This is a genomic window from Microbacterium sp. NPDC058345, from assembly GCF_042723855.1.
Classification (GTDB): domain Bacteria; phylum Actinomycetota; class Actinomycetes; order Actinomycetales; family Microbacteriaceae; genus Microbacterium.
Window position 1 is genome coordinate 450,476 of the sequence record NZ_JBHXIG010000002.1, and the last position, 15,535, is coordinate 466,010.

Sequence of the window (15,535 nt, forward strand, 5' to 3'; positions counted from 1 at the left end):
ATTTCTGAAGGAGACTCCGTCATGAGCACACCCGTGGTCCTTCCCGCACTCGGGGAGAGCGTCACCGAGGGTACGGTCACCCGCTGGCTCAAGCAGGTCGGCGACACCGTGCAGGCGGATGAGGGCCTGCTCGAGATCTCGACCGACAAGGTCGACACCGAGATCCCCTCTCCCGTCAGCGGCGTCATCGAGGAGATCCTCGTGGCGGAGGATGAGACCGTCGAGGTGGGTGCTCTGCTCGCACGCATCGGCGACGGCAGCGGCGCCGGCTCGACCGGATCCGCACCCGAGGCCGCTGCCCCCGCCGCGGAGCAGCAGCCCGCACAGGAGGCGGCTCCCGCCCAGGACGCTGCGCCCGCCGAGGCCGCACCCGCTCAGGAGGCCGCCGCTCCCGCCGCGGAGCAGCAGCCCGCCGCCGCGCCGTCCGGTGACGCGACCGATGTCGTGCTCCCCGAACTCGGCGAGAGCGTCACCGAGGGCACCGTCACCCGCTGGCTGAAGCAGGTGGGCGATGACGTGGCCGTCGACGAGGCGCTGCTGGAGATCTCGACCGACAAGGTCGACACCGAGATCCCGTCGCCGGTCGCCGGAAAGCTTCAGAAGATCGTCGCCGCCGAGGACGAGACCGTCGCCGTCGGCGCCGTACTCGCCCGGATCGGATCCGGCGCCGCTCCCACAGCCGCTGCTCCGGCCGCGCCCGCACCCGCCGCCGAGTCTGCACCCGCTGCCGAGCCCGCAGCGGCCCCGGCAGAAGCGGCTCCCGCCGCCGCGCCGGCACCCGCCGCGGAACCCGCGCCGGCCCCGGCCACCCCCGCGGCACCCGCACCGTCGGCGGCCGCCCCCGCTGCACCGGTTCCCGCTGAGGCGACCCCGGCAGAGCCGACGTCGGATTCCGACACGCTCTACGTCACTCCCCTGGTGCGCCGTCTGGCCAGCCAGCAGGGCGTCGACCTCACGTCTGTGAAGGGCACCGGCGTGGGTGGCCGCATCCGCAAGGAGGACGTGCTCAAGGCGGCCGAGGCCAAGACCCAGGCGCCCGCCACCCCCGCCGCTCCGGCGCCGGCCCCGCTGGAGGTGTCGCCGCTGCGCGGCACCACGCAGCCGATGTCGCGCCTGCGCAAGGTCGTCGCCGAGCGTGCTGTCGCCTCCATGCAGCAGACCGCCCAGCTGACGACCTTCGTCGAGGTCGATGTCACCAAGCTCGCGGCCTACCGCAACGCGGTGAAGGACGACTTCCAGAAGAAGACGGGTGACAAGCTCTCGTTCCTGCCGTTCTTCACGCTGGCCGCCGCCGAGGCGCTGCAGGCGTTCCCGATCATCAACTCGACCGTCGACGGCGACAAGATCGTCTACCCGCCGACCGAGAACGTCTCGATCGCGGTCGACACCGAGCGTGGTCTGCTGACCCCTGTGGTGCGCGACGCGGCGACGAAGAACCTCGCGCAGCTCGCGCACGAGATCGCCGATCTCGCCGCCCGCACGCGCGACAACAAGCTGAAGCCCGACGAGCTGGCCGGCGGCACCTTCACCGTGACCAACACCGGCTCGCGCGGTGCGCTCTTCGACACGCCGCTGGTGTTCCTGCCGCAGTCGGCGATCCTGGGCACCGGCACGGTGTTCAAGCGCCCCGGTGTGGTGACGGTCGACGGCGTCGACGCGATCGCGGTGCGCTCGTACGTGTACCTCGCGATCTCGTACGACCACCGCACGATCGACGGCGCCGACGCGGCGCGCTTCCTCGGTGCGATCAAGAACCGCCTCGAGGCGGCCGACTTTGCCGCGAACCTCGGGGCCTGACACCGCTCACCCCTCGCCCGATGGCTGGTCGGCGACGTCATACACGTCGCGGACCAGCCATCGGTCCTTCTGCCGCACCAGCACGAGCATTTGCTCGCCGTGCGTGTGTCCCGCGGAGAGTCGGATCACCGCGACGTCACCGTAGTCTTCGACGAGCGAGGGCGCACGGTCACGCACATCGTCGCCGATCCTCGCGAGCACCGCCTCGCCCGCACCGTCCACGACGGCCGCCGCACAGGTCCCCTCACCCTCCTCCGCACACGTCCCGATCGCCGCCAGCAGCCCCGCGACCGCCCCTTCCGCCGTCACCGGCGATCCGCCCGTCGACGGCGGGCTCGCCGGCCCGGTCGCGGGATCCGGAGCCTCGGCCGGCTTCTCGCCCTCTGCGGGGTGCGCGGTCGACGCGGCCGCGCCCGGCGACGCCTCACCCACCGGGCGCTGCGCGGCTGCCGTCGGTGACGGGCGCTCCTGTGCTGAGGACGCATCGTCCCCGTCCCCCGGCCACAGCAGCCCGCCGGCGAGGACGACAGCGGCGACGCCGGCTCCGACGAACAGCATCCGCCCGCGGCCGGCACCGCCGCCCGGTCGTCGGACGGCGGCGACACGCGGCATGCCGGCGCGGACCGTCTCACGGACGCGGAGAAGAACCGCGCTGGCTGCGGCGACCAGCCTCGCGAGACCACCGATCTGCGGCTCACGGGCCTCGCGTGCCGCACGCAGCGCACCCCGGCGCGGCTGGTCCTCGCGGCGCGCATCCCCGCCGCGGCGACGCGTTCCGCGCTGCGCACCGGCCTGCTGTGCGGCGACCGGAAGCAGCGCCCGATGCACCGGGATGGTGCTCACCCGTGCCGGAGCCAGATCCTCGCGACGCAGAGCCCTCGGCGCGGCGAGCTCGGTCAGCTCTCGCTCCCACCGCTCCAGATGCCGGATCACCGCACGGCTGTCCTCCGGCGTCTGCGCGATCTCGGCCAGCAGCCGCTCCATCGCCCGATCCGCACAGGTGGCGCGCACGCGCTCGACGATCCCGATGCTCGCGGCGAGGCACGTCGTGCCTTCGCCGGGAACGAACAGCGGACGAAGGTCATCGGTCAACCACCACCGGCCGTGCACCGCCGCATCGGCGACCTCGCCGATCCCGCGCAGCAGGCTTCCGATCAGGGTGACGATCTCGCCCGGTGCGAGCGGCCGCTCGGCGGCCGCTCTGCGGCCGAGGAACGAGTCGACCCGGTCGCTGCACCACGGCAGCAGCGCATCCTGTCCGTCGACCCTGCGCAGCACATCCCGCACGCCGGCGACGTGCTCTGCATCCGCGAACACCCACAGCGCCTCGATCGCGGCCTCCGCATCGACCCGCACGCGCACGCGGTCGCCGTCCGTCACCAGCTCCCCGGCGAAGGCGGAATCCGTCGTGCCCACCCGGCGCAGCGCCCGGTGCGCGGCGGGAACCAGCTCCTGCGTGTGATCCATGCCTTCATGACAGCCGATGCGGGCCGCCCACGCGGTCCGCAGGCCCGGATTGTGAAAAGAACACGGGCCCCCAGCGGATGTGCAGAGCGAACGCGCTGCCCGGACTCGGTAGGCTGGTGGTCATGGCAAAACGTGCTCCCGAACCCGAGAAGCGTCCGGGCTTCTTCTCTCAGATCCGCTCGCTGTTCCGGTTCACTCGCGAGGTCTACGGCTGGCTGCCGTGGGCCCAGATCGCGATCCTCGTCGCGGGCGTGCTCGTCGGGCTCATCCTCGGTCTGCTGATCGGCGGCCCGAACGTCCTGTCGCTCGTGCTGTGGGGCATCACCGGTGTCATGATCGGCGTCCTCGGTGCCATGTTCCTCATGACGCGCCTGTCGACGAAGGCGATGTACGCGAAGATCGACGGCATGCCCGGCGCCAGCGGTCACGTGTTGAGCACCAGCCTCGGCCGCAGCTGGCAGGCTTCGGACACCCCCGTCGGCATCAACCCGAAGACGCAGGAGGCCGTGTACCGCGCCGTGGGTCGCGGCGGCATCGTCGTCGTGGGTGAGGGCACCCGCGGCCGGCTGACCCGACTGGTCAACGAGGAGCGCGTCAAGGCGCAGCGGGTCGCGCACGGCGTCCCCGTCACGGTGCTCTACGTCGGGCACGGCGAGGACGAGGTCACCATCGCCGATCTCGCGAAGACCATCAAGAAGCTTCCGAAGGCGATCGACAAGGCGACCATGGCGGCTGTGATCCGCCGCATCGAGTCCGTGTCGCAGTCGCTGTCGTCGCTGCCGATCCCCAAGGGCATCGACCCCACGAAGGTGCGCGCCCAGCGTCCCCGCTGAGCACCCACCGCCTCGCACGTGCGCGATGGCCTCTCACCGATCCGGTGAGAGGCCATCGTCGTTCACTCGCCCAGCGGCTCCTTCGGCAGCCGGCGCACCTTGGCGCGCCGGCGGCGCTTCTCCGGGATCATCGAGCGCATCTCCTCCAGCTTGCCGAAGCACAGCAGCCGGTCCTCCGCCTCGAGCACCACGTGCTTGCGAGGGTTCGGGATGACGCTCACACCGCGGTGCAGCGTGAGAACGGTGATGTCGCGATCCCACAGCCCCAGGTCGCCCAGCTGCTTTCCGACCTGCTCGGCGCCGGAGTGCATCATCAGCTCGGCGACGCCGTAGCCGGTCGACACGCTGAGGCGCTGACGGATGTCGATGTCGGGAAAGGCGACCTGATTCGCGATGTAGTCGATGATCGCGCCGGCCACGTCCAGGTTCGTCGCCGCCTCGATGCCCTGCAGGCCAGGTGACGAGTTGACCTCCATGACGAGCGGTCCCTCATCGCCTTCGAGCATGTCGACGCCGGCCACCCGCAGCCCCATGATCTGGGCGGAGCGGACGGCGGTCTGCTCGTACACGGGATCGAGGGTGACCGGTTCGACCCGTCCGCCCCGGTGCACATTGGAACGGAACTCGTCACCGTCGGCCACGCGGCGCATCGCGGCGACGACCCGGTCGCCGACGACGAGGGCGCGGATGTCGCGGCCCCGGCTCTCGGCGATGAACTTCTGGATCAGCACGTTCTGCTTGGTGGAGTGCAGTGTCTCGATGATCGCCTCGGCGACCTTCACCTGCGGGGCGAGGATGACCCCGATGCCCTGGGTCCCCTCCAGCAGCTTGATGACGACCGGTGCCCCGCCCACGCGTTCGATCGCGGGACGGACGTCGGCGCGATTGCGCACGAACGCGGTCGCCGGCATGGCGATGTTGTGCCGCGAAAGTATCTGGTTCGCCCGCAGCTTGTCCCTGGCGCTGGAGATGCCGTTCGCGGTGTTCGGGGTGTACACGTCCATCTGCTCGAACTGGCGCACGACGGCCGTGCCGAAGTAGGTGATCGAGTTGCCGATGCGCGGAAGGATCGCGTCGTACTCGCTGAGCTGCTTGCCGCGGTAGAACAGATCCGGCGCGTCAGCGGTGAGGTCGATCGCGAAGCGCAGCGTGTTGAGCACCTTCACGTTGTGACCGCGCTGCTGCGCGGCCGCCCTGAGGCGCTGCGTGGAGTATGACTGCGGTGCCCGCGAGAGGACGGCGATCTTCACAGATGTTTCCTGCCAGGATGTAGGGGTGAGTCGGTCTTCTCATTCAAACACGATGACGGGGTGGCGGGAGTGGGTGGGCCTGCCCGACCTGGGCGTGGAGTGGATCAAGGCGAAGATCGACACCGGGGCGCGCACCTCGTCACTGCACGCGTTCGACGTCCGCGAGTTCGATCGCGACGGTCAGGACTGGGTGCGGTTCAAGGTGAAGCCCTGGCAGGACAGCCAGGACGACGCGGCGGTCGTGGAGCGTCCCGTGCACGACCGGCGCGCGGTGCGCAGTTCGTCGGGGCACGCGCAGGAGCGCATCGTCGTCAAGCTGCGGGTGCGCCTCGTCGACCGTGAGGTGGTCGCGGAGGTCACGCTGAGCAACCGCGACGAGATGGGTTTCCGGATGCTGATCGGGCGTGAGGCGCTGCGCCGCGGGTTCACGGTCGATCCGGCCCGGTCGTTCCTCGGTGAGCGGGCGCCGCGCGAGGCCAGGCGACGCAATCGCGGCAGGGTCTGACGTCAGACCCGGATGAGCACGGTGCCGGCCGCCTTGTCGTGCAGGCCGCGCTGATCCGCATCCCAGATCACCGCGGGGATCACGACGACCAGCAGCAGCGTGCGCACGATCGGCCGCCACAGCCCGACCCAGCCGCCGCCCATGCGCACCACCCGCATGCCGAGGATGAGGTGTCCAGGGCTGCCGCCGGCCGTCGGGATGAACAGGATCTGCAGCGCCGCGAACACCATCATCGGAGCGAACTGCCGCCAGCCCGCCTCAGCGGGCAGCGCGAACTGGTCGTAGCCGAGGAAGCCGATCGCGATCACCGTCGCCGCGACGTAGTCGATGACCAGAGCGCCGATCCGCCGGCCGATACGGGCGATGCTGCGCGGCCCCGTCTCGGGAAGTCCGAGGCGTTCACCGGGGTGGTTCTGGGCGGCATCCGTCACCCTCCAACCCTACCGGCGCCGCGTAACATGCCCGAAACACGACGGACACCGCCGGGAAACGCCGCCGCCATAACCTGCGTAAGGTTGCATTCGGACCGAAACCCGATCAGGAGTCGTACATGTTCACAGATCCCTCCGAGGTACTGAGCTACATCAAGGACGAGGACGTCAAGTTCCTCGACATCCGGTTCACGGATCTCCCCGGTGTCCAGCAGCACTTCAACATCCCGGCCGCATCCGTCGACGAGGACTTCTTCCGGGACGGGCAGCTGTTCGACGGCTCCTCGATCCGCGGATTCGCCAGCATCCACGAATCCGACCTGCAGCTGATCCCCGACGTCACCACCGCCTACCTCGACCCGTTCCGCGCCGAGAAGACGCTGATCATGGTGTTCGACATCTACAACCCGCGCACGGGCGACATCTACTCGAAGGACCCGCGCCAGGTCGCCAAGAAGGCCGAGAAGTACCTCGCCTCGACCGGCATCGCCGACACCGCCTTCTTCGCCCCCGAGGCCGAGTTCTACATCTTCGACGACGTGCGCTACGAGGTCAGCGCCGGCAAGAGCTTCTACGCGGTCGACTCCGACGAGGCGGCCTGGAACTCCGGCCGTAAGGAGGAGGGCGGCAACCTGGGCAACAAGACGCCGTTCAAGGGCGGCTACTTCCCCGTCGCGCCGGTCGACAAGCAGGCCGATCTCCGCGACGACATCTGCCTGAAGCTGGCCGACGCGGGTCTGGTCGTCGAGCGGTCGCACCACGAGGTGGGCACCGCAGGTCAGGCCGAGATCAACTACCGCTTCGACACGATGGTGCGCGCGGCGGACGACGTGCTGAAGTTCAAGTACATCGTCAAGAACACCGCCGAGGAGTGGGGCAAGACCGCCACGTTCATGCCGAAGCCGCTCTTCGGCGACAACGGCTCCGGCATGCACACGCACCAGTCGCTGTGGCTCGACGGCACGCCGCTGTTCTTCGACGAGACCGGCTACGCGCAGCTCAGCGACACCGCGCGCTGGTACATCGGCGGCCTGCTCAAGCACGCGGATGCCGTGCTCGCCTTCACCAACCCGACGCTGAACAGCTACCACCGGCTGGTCAAGCACTTCGAAGCGCCGGTCAACCTGGCCTACTCGGCAGGAAACCGCTCGGCCGCCGTCCGCATCCCGCTGACCGGCTCGAACCCGAAGGCCAAGCGCATCGAGTTCCGTGTGCCGGATGCCTCGGGCAACCCGTACCTGGCGTTCGCCGTGCAGCTGATGGCGGGCCTCGACGGCATCAAGAACCGCATCGAGCCGATGGAGCCGATCGACAAGGACCTGTACGAGCTTCCCCCCGAGGAGGCGAAGAACATCCCGCAGGTGCCGAACTCGCTGCTCGACTCGCTCGAGGCGCTCCGCAACGACCACGACTTCCTGCTCGAGGGGGGCGTGTTCACCGAGGAGCTCATCGAGACCTGGATCGCGTACAAGTACGAGAAGGAGATCCTGCCGATGTCGCAGCGTCCCCACCCGTACGAGTACGAGCTCTACTACGGCGTCTGACGAGATGCCGCGGGGATGCCGGCCTGACCCGCGGAGAGTACGCCAGACATCGCGAAGAGCCCGCCCACTGCGGCGGGCTCTTCTCGCGTCGTGAACGATCCCGGCGCACCGCCCCCGCTCGCGCGTCTCATTTTGCACATGGGCGCGATCGGCGCAACCCGGGCAGATGCCGCGATCGCGAGCATTATCGTGTCGGCATGGATGCGATGCAGACGATGGAGAGGGTCGAGATCCTGATCGACGGCGTCAGCGCCATGCTGGCCCAGGATCAGGACCTCGAGGCGTTGATGCAGAGACTCGCCGCGGCGTCCAACGGACCCGCGCAGTTCGTGGAGTTCGTGGTGGTGGGCAACCGCCGCGTCCGTGTGCTCGTCACCGAGCACACGCGCATCAGGATCTCGTCGGCGCGGGTGCAGTTCGATCCGCGCGACACCGGCGACGAGGAAGCGCCCTGGGGTGGCCTGTACGACATGGAGGTCCCGATGCTGTAGAGAGGCTGCACCGACGGATGCGATGCCGCCGGCCGCCGGGTTCAGCCCCGGTTCAGATCCTCCGCGAGCATCACCAGGATCCCGCTGGGCCCGCGCAGGTACGTGAGCTTGTACACGCCCTGGTAGTTCGCGACGCCGCGCAGCGGGTGGCAGCCGTGACGAGCCGCGATCTCGAGCGCGGCGTCGATGTCGTCGACCGAGAACGCGACGCGGTGCATGCCGATCTCGTTGGGGAGGGTGGGCTCGGTCTCGATCGCGTCGGGATGGATGTATTCGAACAGCTCGAGCTGCCCGTGCCCGTCCGGGGTCTGCAGCATCGCGATCCTGGCGTGGTTGCCGTCGAGGCCCACCGCCGTGTCGGTCCACTCGCCGCTGACCGTGTCGCGCCCGATCACCGTGAGACCGAGGTCGGTGAAGAACGAGACCGCCTCGTCGAGGCTCCGCACCGCGATGCCGACGTTCTCCAGCTTGATGGGCATCAGCGCACCCTCACGGCGCCGGGCTGCACGCGAACGGTGAACGACGAGACCTCGCCCGCCTCCTCGCCGTCGATCTCGAACGCCTGCGGTTCATGCAGCGTCACGCGGATCCGCTCGGCCGAGGCGTGTCTGGCCGACTCGGTGCTCACGGCGCCGTCCGCCCCGCCGAGCACCCGCCGCAGCCCGTTGTCCCACAGCAGCGATCGAGCCGTGTCCAGCCAGCCGGCGACGCCTTCCGCGCTCACCAGCAGCACATCGAGTCTGCCGTCATCGGGCACCGCGTCCGGCAGAAGCATGATGCCGCCCTGGATCGTGCCGCAGTTGCCGATCAGCATGGTGTGCACGCGCACCGACTCGGCGTCCTCATCGTCGAGGGCGATCTCGGCATCCACCAGCTCGGTGGCCGCCGCCGCCCGCCCGAGCGCCTGCACGTAGGCCAGCCAGCCCGCCTTCGCCTTCAGCTCGTCGTCGGTCTCGGCGAGCATCTGCGCGTCGATCCCGAAGCCGATCATCACGGTGAACGCCTGCTCGTCGGCATCCGGATCATCTCCCAGGCAGACCCACCCCAGATCCAGCGGCCGCTCCTCGCCGTCGCGGATGCGCTGCAGCGCGGCGGGGATGTCGGCGAGCGGGACGGCCAGGTTGCGGGCAAGCAGGTTGCCCGTGCCGCAGGGCACGATGCCCAGTGCGGCATCCGTGCCGGCCACGGCCTCGGCGACCGTGCGCACCGTCCCGTCTCCGCCGACCGCGATGACCACCTCGCAGCCCGACTGCACCGCCTCCGCGGCCATGACCACTCCGGGATCGTGCTCGGTCGTCTCCCACCAGCTCACGTCAGCCGCGGAGCCGAACACGAGATCGACCGCGTCACGCAGCTCCTCCTCGCCCACCTTCACCGGATTCCAGATGATGCCGATGCGCTCGGACATGCGCTCCCCCTAGCCGTAGAACTGCTTCTCGAAGACGCGCCGTGCGCGTCGCGTCACCCGCAGGTACTCCTCGTCCAGCGCGGTCGCCGCGCGGTCAGGGTATCCCAGCAGTCTGCCGACGCCGTCCAGATCACGCACATCGGTGGGCAGCACGTCCTTGGTCTGACCGGTCAGCAGCGTCATCGCCGAGCGCAGCCGGCTCGCGAGGATCCATGCCTCGCGCAGCCGTTCGGCCGCCGGCCCGGGGATGAGATCGGCGAGCACTGCCGCATCCAGGGCCTGCAGCGTCGACGTGGTGCGCAGATCGGGAACGCGGTGCGCATGCTGCAGCTGCAGCACCTGCACCATCCACTCCACATCGCTGAGCGTGCCGGGGCCCAGCTTGACGTGCCGGCGCGGGTCGGCTCCCTGCGGCAGCCGCTCCCCCTCGACACGTGCCTTGATGCGCTTGATCTCGCGCACGTCCTGCGGAGAGATCCGCTCGGGATATCGGATGCTGTCGGCCAGCTCGGTGAACGTCGCGATCAGCTTGGCGCTGCCGGCGATGCCTCGCGCGCGCAGCAGCGCCTGGGCCTCCCAGGAGAGCGACCAGCGGCGGTAGTACTGCGTGTACGCGTCGATCGTGCGCACGATCGCGCCGTTGCGGCCCTCAGGACGAAGATCGGCGTCGAGCTCGAGCGGCACCCGGTGGTCGGTGAGGTGCTCGCGCAACCCGGCGACGATCTTCGCGGCATGCTGCTGCGCGCGCTGCGGGTCGACGCCGTTCGGGTCGTACACGTACAGCACGTCGGCATCCGATCCGAAACCGAGCTCCGCGCCGCCGAAACGACCCATGGCGATGATCGAGAAGTCGAGGGCGTCGTCCTCGGGCGGCACCACCTCGCGGCGCACCGCGCGCAGCGCCGCCTGGATGGCCGCCTCCGTGATCTCGGTGAGCGCCCTGGCCATCTCGTCGACGCCGATGTGATCGAGCACGGCCCCCATGGCGGTGCGCAGCAGCTCGCGCCGGCGCAGGGCGCGCACCGCGCGCAGGGCGTCCTTGATGGTGGTGTGCCGGGTCTGGATCGCCCTGGCCTCCTCGTCGAGCGCGGCGCCACCGCGTGGTCGCAGCGCGTCCGGGCTGTCCAGCCAGGCGACGGACTCGGGGATCCACTCCATCAGCTCGCCGACGTAGCGCGAGCTCGACAGCACCCGGGTGAGTCGTTCGGCGGCGCCCGACGAGTCGCGCAGCATCCGCAGGAACCAGTGGGTGTCGCCGAGGCGCTCACTGATGCGCCGGAACGCGATCAGCCCGTAATCGGGATCCGTCCCTTCGGCGAACCATCGCAGCATGACGGGCATCAGGTGCCGCTGGATCGTCGCCTTGCGGCTCAGCCCCGACGTGAGCGCGGCGATGTGCCGCAGGGCGCCCGCGGCGTCGCGGAATCCGATCGCGGCCAGGCGATCGGATGCCTGCTGCGCGGAGAGGCCGCCGGCCAGTTCCCGCTCATCGGCAGGCAGCGATGCCACCGCCTCCAGCAGCGGGCGGTAGAACAGCCGGGTGTGCAGGTCGCGCACGTCGCGCCGCACACCGTCCCATACGGCGCGCAGCCCGGCGGCGCTGTCGGCGAGCCCGGTGGCCCGCGCGATGATGCGCAGACCCTCGTCGTCACGGGGCAGCAGGTGCGTGCGGTGCAGGTCGCGCAGCTGCAGCCGGTGCTCGAGCAGCCGCAGCACGCGGTACTGGTCGGCGAACGTGGCTGCCTCGAGCCTGCCGATGTACCCGCCCTCGGCCAGCGCGTCGAGCGACTCCAGTGTGCCGCGGGTGCGCAGCGATGAGTCGGTGAGCCCGTGCACGAGCTGGAGCAGCTGCACGGTGAACTCGATGTCGCGCAGCCCGCCGGGACCGAGCTTCAGCTGATACGCCAGCTGCTCGGCCGGGATGTGCTCGGTCACGCGCTCGCGCATGCGCTGCACGCTGCCGACGAAGTCCTCTCGCGCGGCGCTCGACCACACCTTGGGCTGCACGGCGTCGATGTACTCGGCCCCGAGCGCGCGGTCGCCGGCGATCTCCCTGGCTTTGAGCAGCGCCTGGAACTCCCAGCTCTTCGCCCAGCGGTCGTAGTACGCCACGTGCGAGCTCAGCGAGCGCACGAGAGCCCCCTGCTTCCCCTCCGGGCGCAACGCCGCGTCGACCTCCCACAGCGCGGGCTCCGCCTCGATGCCGGACAGCGCGCGCATGGTCTCGCGGGCGAGTCGGGTGGCGATGTCGACCGCACGCGCCTCCGTGACAGCATCCTCGTCGGCGGTGCCTGCCACGAAGATCACGTCGACATCGCTGACGTAGTTCAGCTCACGCGCCCCGGCCTTTCCCATCCCGATGATGGCGAGGCGCGTGGCCGCCACCTCGGTGCGCGTCGCGGTGCTCGCGGCCACCTCCGAGCGGGCGATGGCGAGTGCGCCTTCCAGCGCCGCGCCGGCCGCATCCGCGAGGGAGGCCGACACGGCGGCGACCGCGTCGGCGGGAGTGCCTGCGGCCAGATCCGCGGCCGTGATCTCCGCCAGGCAGCGCCGGTACGCCACGCGCAACGCGACGCGTGCGTCGTCCCCGATGTCGCCGAAACCGTCCTCGGCGTTCACCGCGGCCAGCATCCGCTCGTACAGCTCGTGCTCGCCGGGCAGCTCGGTGCGGGTGAGGGCGTCCGCGTCGAGCTGTTCCGGATGCCGCTCGAAGAACGCGGCCAACCCTCCGGAGACGCCGAGCAGGCGCCAGCCGCACGCCCGCACCGCGGGAACGCGCAGCACCTCGGCGACTCGGGCGCGGTCGCGGCGTGCGATGCGGACCATGCCGGTGACGGCCGCGTCGGGGTCGGCCGCCGTCAGCCCCTCGACGAGCTCGGCGCGATCGAGTCCGGTCAGCTCGGAGAGCTCGGTGAGCGCCGCCGACGCCGCCGACAGGTCGACGAAGCCGAGCCGGGCCAGTGCCGACAGCGACACGGACGCATCAGGACGCGCCATGACGGCCGATCAGAGCAGACCCAGGTTGCTGTCGAGCTCGAACGGGGTGACCTGACCGCGGTAGGCCTCCCATTCCTTGCGCTTGTTCAGCAGCACGTAGTTGAAGACCTGCTCGCCGAGGGTCTCGGCGACCAGCTCCGACTCCTCCATCAGCTCGAGTGCGTGGTCGAGACTCGCCGGCAGCGAGGCGTAGCCCAGCGCGCGGCGCTCCGCGTCGCTGAGCGACCACACGTTGTCCTCCGCCTCCGGCGGCAGGTCGTACTCCTCCTCGATGCCCTTCAGCCCTGCGGCGAGCATCAGCGCATACGCCAGGTACGGGTTCGCCGCGGAGTCCAGCGCGCGGTACTCCACCCGTGTGGACTGGCCCTTGTTCGGCTTGTACATCGGCACGCGCACCAGCGCGGAGCGGTTGTTGTGCCCCCAGGTGATGAAGCTCGGCGCCTCTCCCCCGCTCCACACCCGCTTGTACGAGTTCACGAACTGGTTGGTGACGGCGGCGATCTCGTTGGCATGACGGAGCAGACCGGCGATGAAGCGACGCCCGGTGAGCGACAGCTGATACTCGGCGCCCGGCTCGTAGAACGCGTTGGTGTCGCCTTCGAACAGCGACATGTGCGTGTGCATGCCACTGCCGGGGTGGTCGCTGAGCGGCTTGGGCATGAAGGTCGCATAGACGCCCTCCTCGATCGCCACCTCCTTGACCACGGTGCGGAAGGTCATGATGTTGTCGGCGGTGCTGAGGGCGTCCGCGTACCGCAGATCGATCTCGTTCTGCCCCGGTCCCGCCTCGTGGTGGCTGTACTCCACCGAGATGCCCAGGTCCTCGAGCATCCGCACCGAACTGCGCCGGAAGTCGTGCGCCGTGCCGCCGGGCACGTTATCGAAGTATCCGGCATTGTCGACCGGCACCGGGCCCTCCGGTCCGAACTGCGAGGACTTCAGCAGATAGAACTCGATCTCGGGGTGCGTGTAGAACGTGAACCCCGCATCCGCGGCCTTCGCCAGCGCACGGCGCAGCACATGGCGCGGGTCCGAGACGGCGGGACGCCCGTCGGGGGTGGTCAGGTCGCAGAACATGCGCGCGGTCGGATCGACGTCGCCACGCCACGGCAGGATCTGGAAGGTCGACGGGTCCGGCTGCGCCAGCAGATCGGATTCGAAGGAGCGGGTGAGGCCCTCGATCGCCGAGCCGTCGAAGCCGATGCCCTCGGCGAAGGCGCCCTCCACCTCGGCGGGGGCGATCGCGACGGATTTCAGGGTGCCGATGACGTCGGTGAACCACAGGCGGACGAACTTCACGCCGCGCTCCTCGATGGTTCGCAGCACGAAGTCCCGCTGCTTGTCCACGCTCACTCCTCGTTCTCGGCGGGGCGACCCGAGCCCCAGGCGTCCTCCGCCGCCTCCTCCTCGGCCCAGGCCCGCGAGCGTTCGCGCAGCGTCGCCGGTGCCTGCGCCGCCGCCTCTGCCGAGTCGAACGGACCCACGCGATCGACCGCAGCCGACAGCATGCCGAACTCGACCTCGCCGGTGCTGAGGTTGTACCAGTACTTCTCGTCGCCGTCGGACATGCCAGCTCCTTCGTCGGGGTCTCGTCACGATCCTAATCGTGCGCGTGGACGTCGCTAGGCTATTCCGCATGGCACAGGCAATCGGCGTCGACATCGGCGGAACCGGTATCAAGGCAGGAATCGTCAACCTCGCGCACGGAACGCTCGACTCCGACCGCGTGCGCGTGAACACTCCGTCGGGCGCCCGCCCCGCGGATGTGCTCGACACGGTGCGCGAGGTGCTGCAGACGCTGGGCGTCGCGGACTCGACGCTGCCGCTGGGTGTCGCCTTCCCGGCCATCGTGAAGCGCGGCCGCACCCTGTCGGCCGCGAACATCGCCAAGGACTGGATCGGCTTCGAGGCCGAGAAGTTCTTCGAGGACGGCCTCGGTCGCCATATCAGCTTCGTCAACGACGCGGATGCCGCCGGCGTCGCCGAGGCCCGTCACGGCGCCGCCCGCGACGCGATGGGTCTGACCATCATGACCACCCTCGGCACCGGGATCGGCTCGGCCTTCCTCTACGACGGCGTGCTCGTGCCGAACACCGAGCTCGGCCACCTGCACCGCGACGGCGAGTCGATCGAGCGGTGGACGGCGTACTCCGCCATGGAGCGGGAGAGCCTCTCCTGGGAGGCCTGGTCGGCACGCCTGCAGGAGTTCTACAGCCACGTCGAGTTCCTCTTCAGCCCCGACCTGTTCGTCGTGGGCGGCGGCGTCTCCAAGCACCCCGAGAAGTTCCTGCCGCTGCTCGAGCTGAGCACCCCGATCGTCGCCGCCGTGCACCGCAACGCCTCTGGCATCATCGGCGCCGCCTCGCTGGCCGCGGACTGATCCCCACGCCCCTCGAACGCAGAAGGACCCGGCACGGTGGCCGGGTCCTTCTGCGTTCGAGGCGAGCGGGCCGGCCTGTACGCCGGGTTCTGTTCCGGAGCTCACGCTCCTTCGACGGCCATCTCTCTCGGCGACGCGTTGCCGCGCCGCTCCAGCGACCTACCCGAGGACTCGGCGGGCCGCGTCATCATCCTCTGTCTGGTCTTGCTCCGGGCGAGGTTTACCTGGCGGATCGTGTCACCACGACCCCCGGTGGTCTCTTACACCACCCTTTCACCCTTACCGGGCCGGAGCCCGGCGGTCTTCTCTCTGTGGCACTGTCTCGCGGATCGCTCCGGGTGGGTGTTACCCACCGCCCTGCCCTGCGGAGCCCGGACGTTCCTCGGTGCGGTTGCCCGCCACGCGACCGTCCGGCCGACCCGCTCGCCCTCC

Annotated in this window: 14 protein-coding genes and 1 other RNA gene; 6 read left to right on the top strand and 9 right to left on the bottom strand. The window is 70.0% G+C overall.

Translation table 11 applies throughout. The features are described 5' to 3' along the window. Nucleotides 1–21 precede the first annotated feature (21 nt). Nucleotides 22–1,797, top strand: coding sequence for a 2-oxoglutarate dehydrogenase, E2 component, dihydrolipoamide succinyltransferase (sucB, locus tag ACFWH5_RS09805; protein WP_378834302.1), 1,776 nt, complete (start codon nucleotides 22–24; stop codon nucleotides 1,795–1,797). A gap of 6 nt (nucleotides 1,798–1,803) precedes the next feature. Here sucB and ACFWH5_RS09810 read toward each other — a convergent pair whose 3' ends face one another. Next, a complete protein-coding gene (locus tag ACFWH5_RS09810) occupies nucleotides 1,804–3,264 on the bottom strand; it encodes a hypothetical protein (protein ID WP_378834303.1) in 1,461 nt (486 codons plus the stop codon). Between the two features lie 122 nt (nucleotides 3,265–3,386). Here ACFWH5_RS09810 and ACFWH5_RS09815 point away from each other — a divergent pair, with 122 nt between their 5' ends. Then, nucleotides 3,387–4,097, top strand: a complete 711-nt coding sequence (locus ACFWH5_RS09815; protein ID WP_378834304.1) for a DUF4191 family protein — start codon at nucleotides 3,387–3,389, stop codon at nucleotides 4,095–4,097. 62 nt (nucleotides 4,098–4,159) lie between these two features. On the opposite strand, the gene ACFWH5_RS09820 is transcribed toward ACFWH5_RS09815, so the two are convergent. Next, nucleotides 4,160–5,347 carry a RimK family alpha-L-glutamate ligase gene (locus tag ACFWH5_RS09820; protein WP_378834305.1) on the bottom strand — a complete coding sequence of 396 codons (1,188 nt, stop codon included), beginning with the start codon at nucleotides 5,345–5,347 and terminating at the stop codon, nucleotides 4,160–4,162. Between the two features lie 52 nt (nucleotides 5,348–5,399). Here ACFWH5_RS09820 and ACFWH5_RS09825 point away from each other — a divergent pair, with 52 nt between their 5' ends. Next, a complete protein-coding gene (locus ACFWH5_RS09825) occupies nucleotides 5,400–5,852 on the top strand; it encodes an ATP-dependent zinc protease (protein WP_378834802.1) in 453 nt (150 codons plus the stop codon). A gap of 2 nt (nucleotides 5,853–5,854) precedes the next feature. Here the strand turns inward: ACFWH5_RS09825 and ACFWH5_RS09830 are convergent, their stop codons facing one another. Beyond that, the gene (locus tag ACFWH5_RS09830) at nucleotides 5,855–6,283 is read right to left on the bottom strand and encodes an RDD family protein (protein ID WP_378834306.1); all 429 of its coding nucleotides are present in this window, start codon (nucleotides 6,281–6,283) and stop codon (nucleotides 5,855–5,857) included. 119 nt (nucleotides 6,284–6,402) lie between these two features. Between ACFWH5_RS09830 and glnA the strand changes: the two genes are divergently transcribed. Together glnA and ACFWH5_RS09840 are read left to right on the top strand one after the other, a co-directional pair. Beyond that, entirely contained in the window at nucleotides 6,403–7,827 is a 1,425-nt protein-coding gene (gene glnA / locus ACFWH5_RS09835; protein WP_378834308.1) for a type I glutamate--ammonia ligase, read from the top strand. Between the two features lie 197 nt (nucleotides 7,828–8,024). Then, nucleotides 8,025–8,318, top strand: coding sequence for a hypothetical protein (locus ACFWH5_RS09840; protein WP_378834310.1), 294 nt, complete (start codon nucleotides 8,025–8,027; stop codon nucleotides 8,316–8,318). A gap of 41 nt (nucleotides 8,319–8,359) precedes the next feature. Here the strand turns inward: ACFWH5_RS09840 and ACFWH5_RS09845 are convergent, their stop codons facing one another. The 5 genes from ACFWH5_RS09845 to ACFWH5_RS09865 are packed head-to-tail and all read right to left on the bottom strand — an operon-like array spanning nucleotide 8,360 to nucleotide 14,291. Beyond that, a complete protein-coding gene (locus tag ACFWH5_RS09845) occupies nucleotides 8,360–8,797 on the bottom strand; it encodes a VOC family protein (RefSeq protein WP_378834311.1) in 438 nt (145 codons plus the stop codon). Further along, nucleotides 8,797–9,726 carry a diacylglycerol/lipid kinase family protein gene (locus ACFWH5_RS09850; RefSeq protein WP_378834312.1) on the bottom strand — a complete coding sequence of 310 codons (930 nt, stop codon included), beginning with the start codon at nucleotides 9,724–9,726 and terminating at the stop codon, nucleotides 8,797–8,799. The genes ACFWH5_RS09845 and ACFWH5_RS09850 overlap by 1 nt, the downstream gene beginning before the upstream one ends. 9 nt (nucleotides 9,727–9,735) lie before the next feature. After that, nucleotides 9,736–12,723 carry a bifunctional [glutamine synthetase] adenylyltransferase/[glutamine synthetase]-adenylyl-L-tyrosine phosphorylase gene (locus ACFWH5_RS09855; RefSeq protein ID WP_378834313.1) on the bottom strand — a complete coding sequence of 996 codons (2,988 nt, stop codon included), beginning with the start codon at nucleotides 12,721–12,723 and terminating at the stop codon, nucleotides 9,736–9,738. 9 nt (nucleotides 12,724–12,732) lie between these two features. Continuing rightward, nucleotides 12,733–14,070 carry a glutamine synthetase family protein gene (locus tag ACFWH5_RS09860; RefSeq protein ID WP_378834315.1) on the bottom strand — a complete coding sequence of 446 codons (1,338 nt, stop codon included), beginning with the start codon at nucleotides 14,068–14,070 and terminating at the stop codon, nucleotides 12,733–12,735. A gap of 2 nt (nucleotides 14,071–14,072) precedes the next feature. Beyond that, nucleotides 14,073–14,291, bottom strand: coding sequence for an SPOR domain-containing protein (locus ACFWH5_RS09865; protein WP_378834316.1), 219 nt, complete (start codon nucleotides 14,289–14,291; stop codon nucleotides 14,073–14,075). Nucleotides 14,292–14,359: 68 nt separating this feature from the next. On the opposite strand from ACFWH5_RS09865, the gene ppgK reads away from it, so the two are divergent. Continuing rightward, nucleotides 14,360–15,103 carry a polyphosphate--glucose phosphotransferase gene (gene ppgK / locus ACFWH5_RS09870; RefSeq protein WP_378834317.1) on the top strand — a complete coding sequence of 248 codons (744 nt, stop codon included), beginning with the start codon at nucleotides 14,360–14,362 and terminating at the stop codon, nucleotides 15,101–15,103. Between the two features lie 62 nt (nucleotides 15,104–15,165). On the opposite strand, the gene rnpB is transcribed toward ppgK, so the two are convergent. Further along, an RNA gene (rnpB, locus tag ACFWH5_RS09875) (RNase P RNA component class A) lies at nucleotides 15,166–15,525 on the bottom strand. Nucleotides 15,526–15,535: the final 10 nt, after the last annotated feature.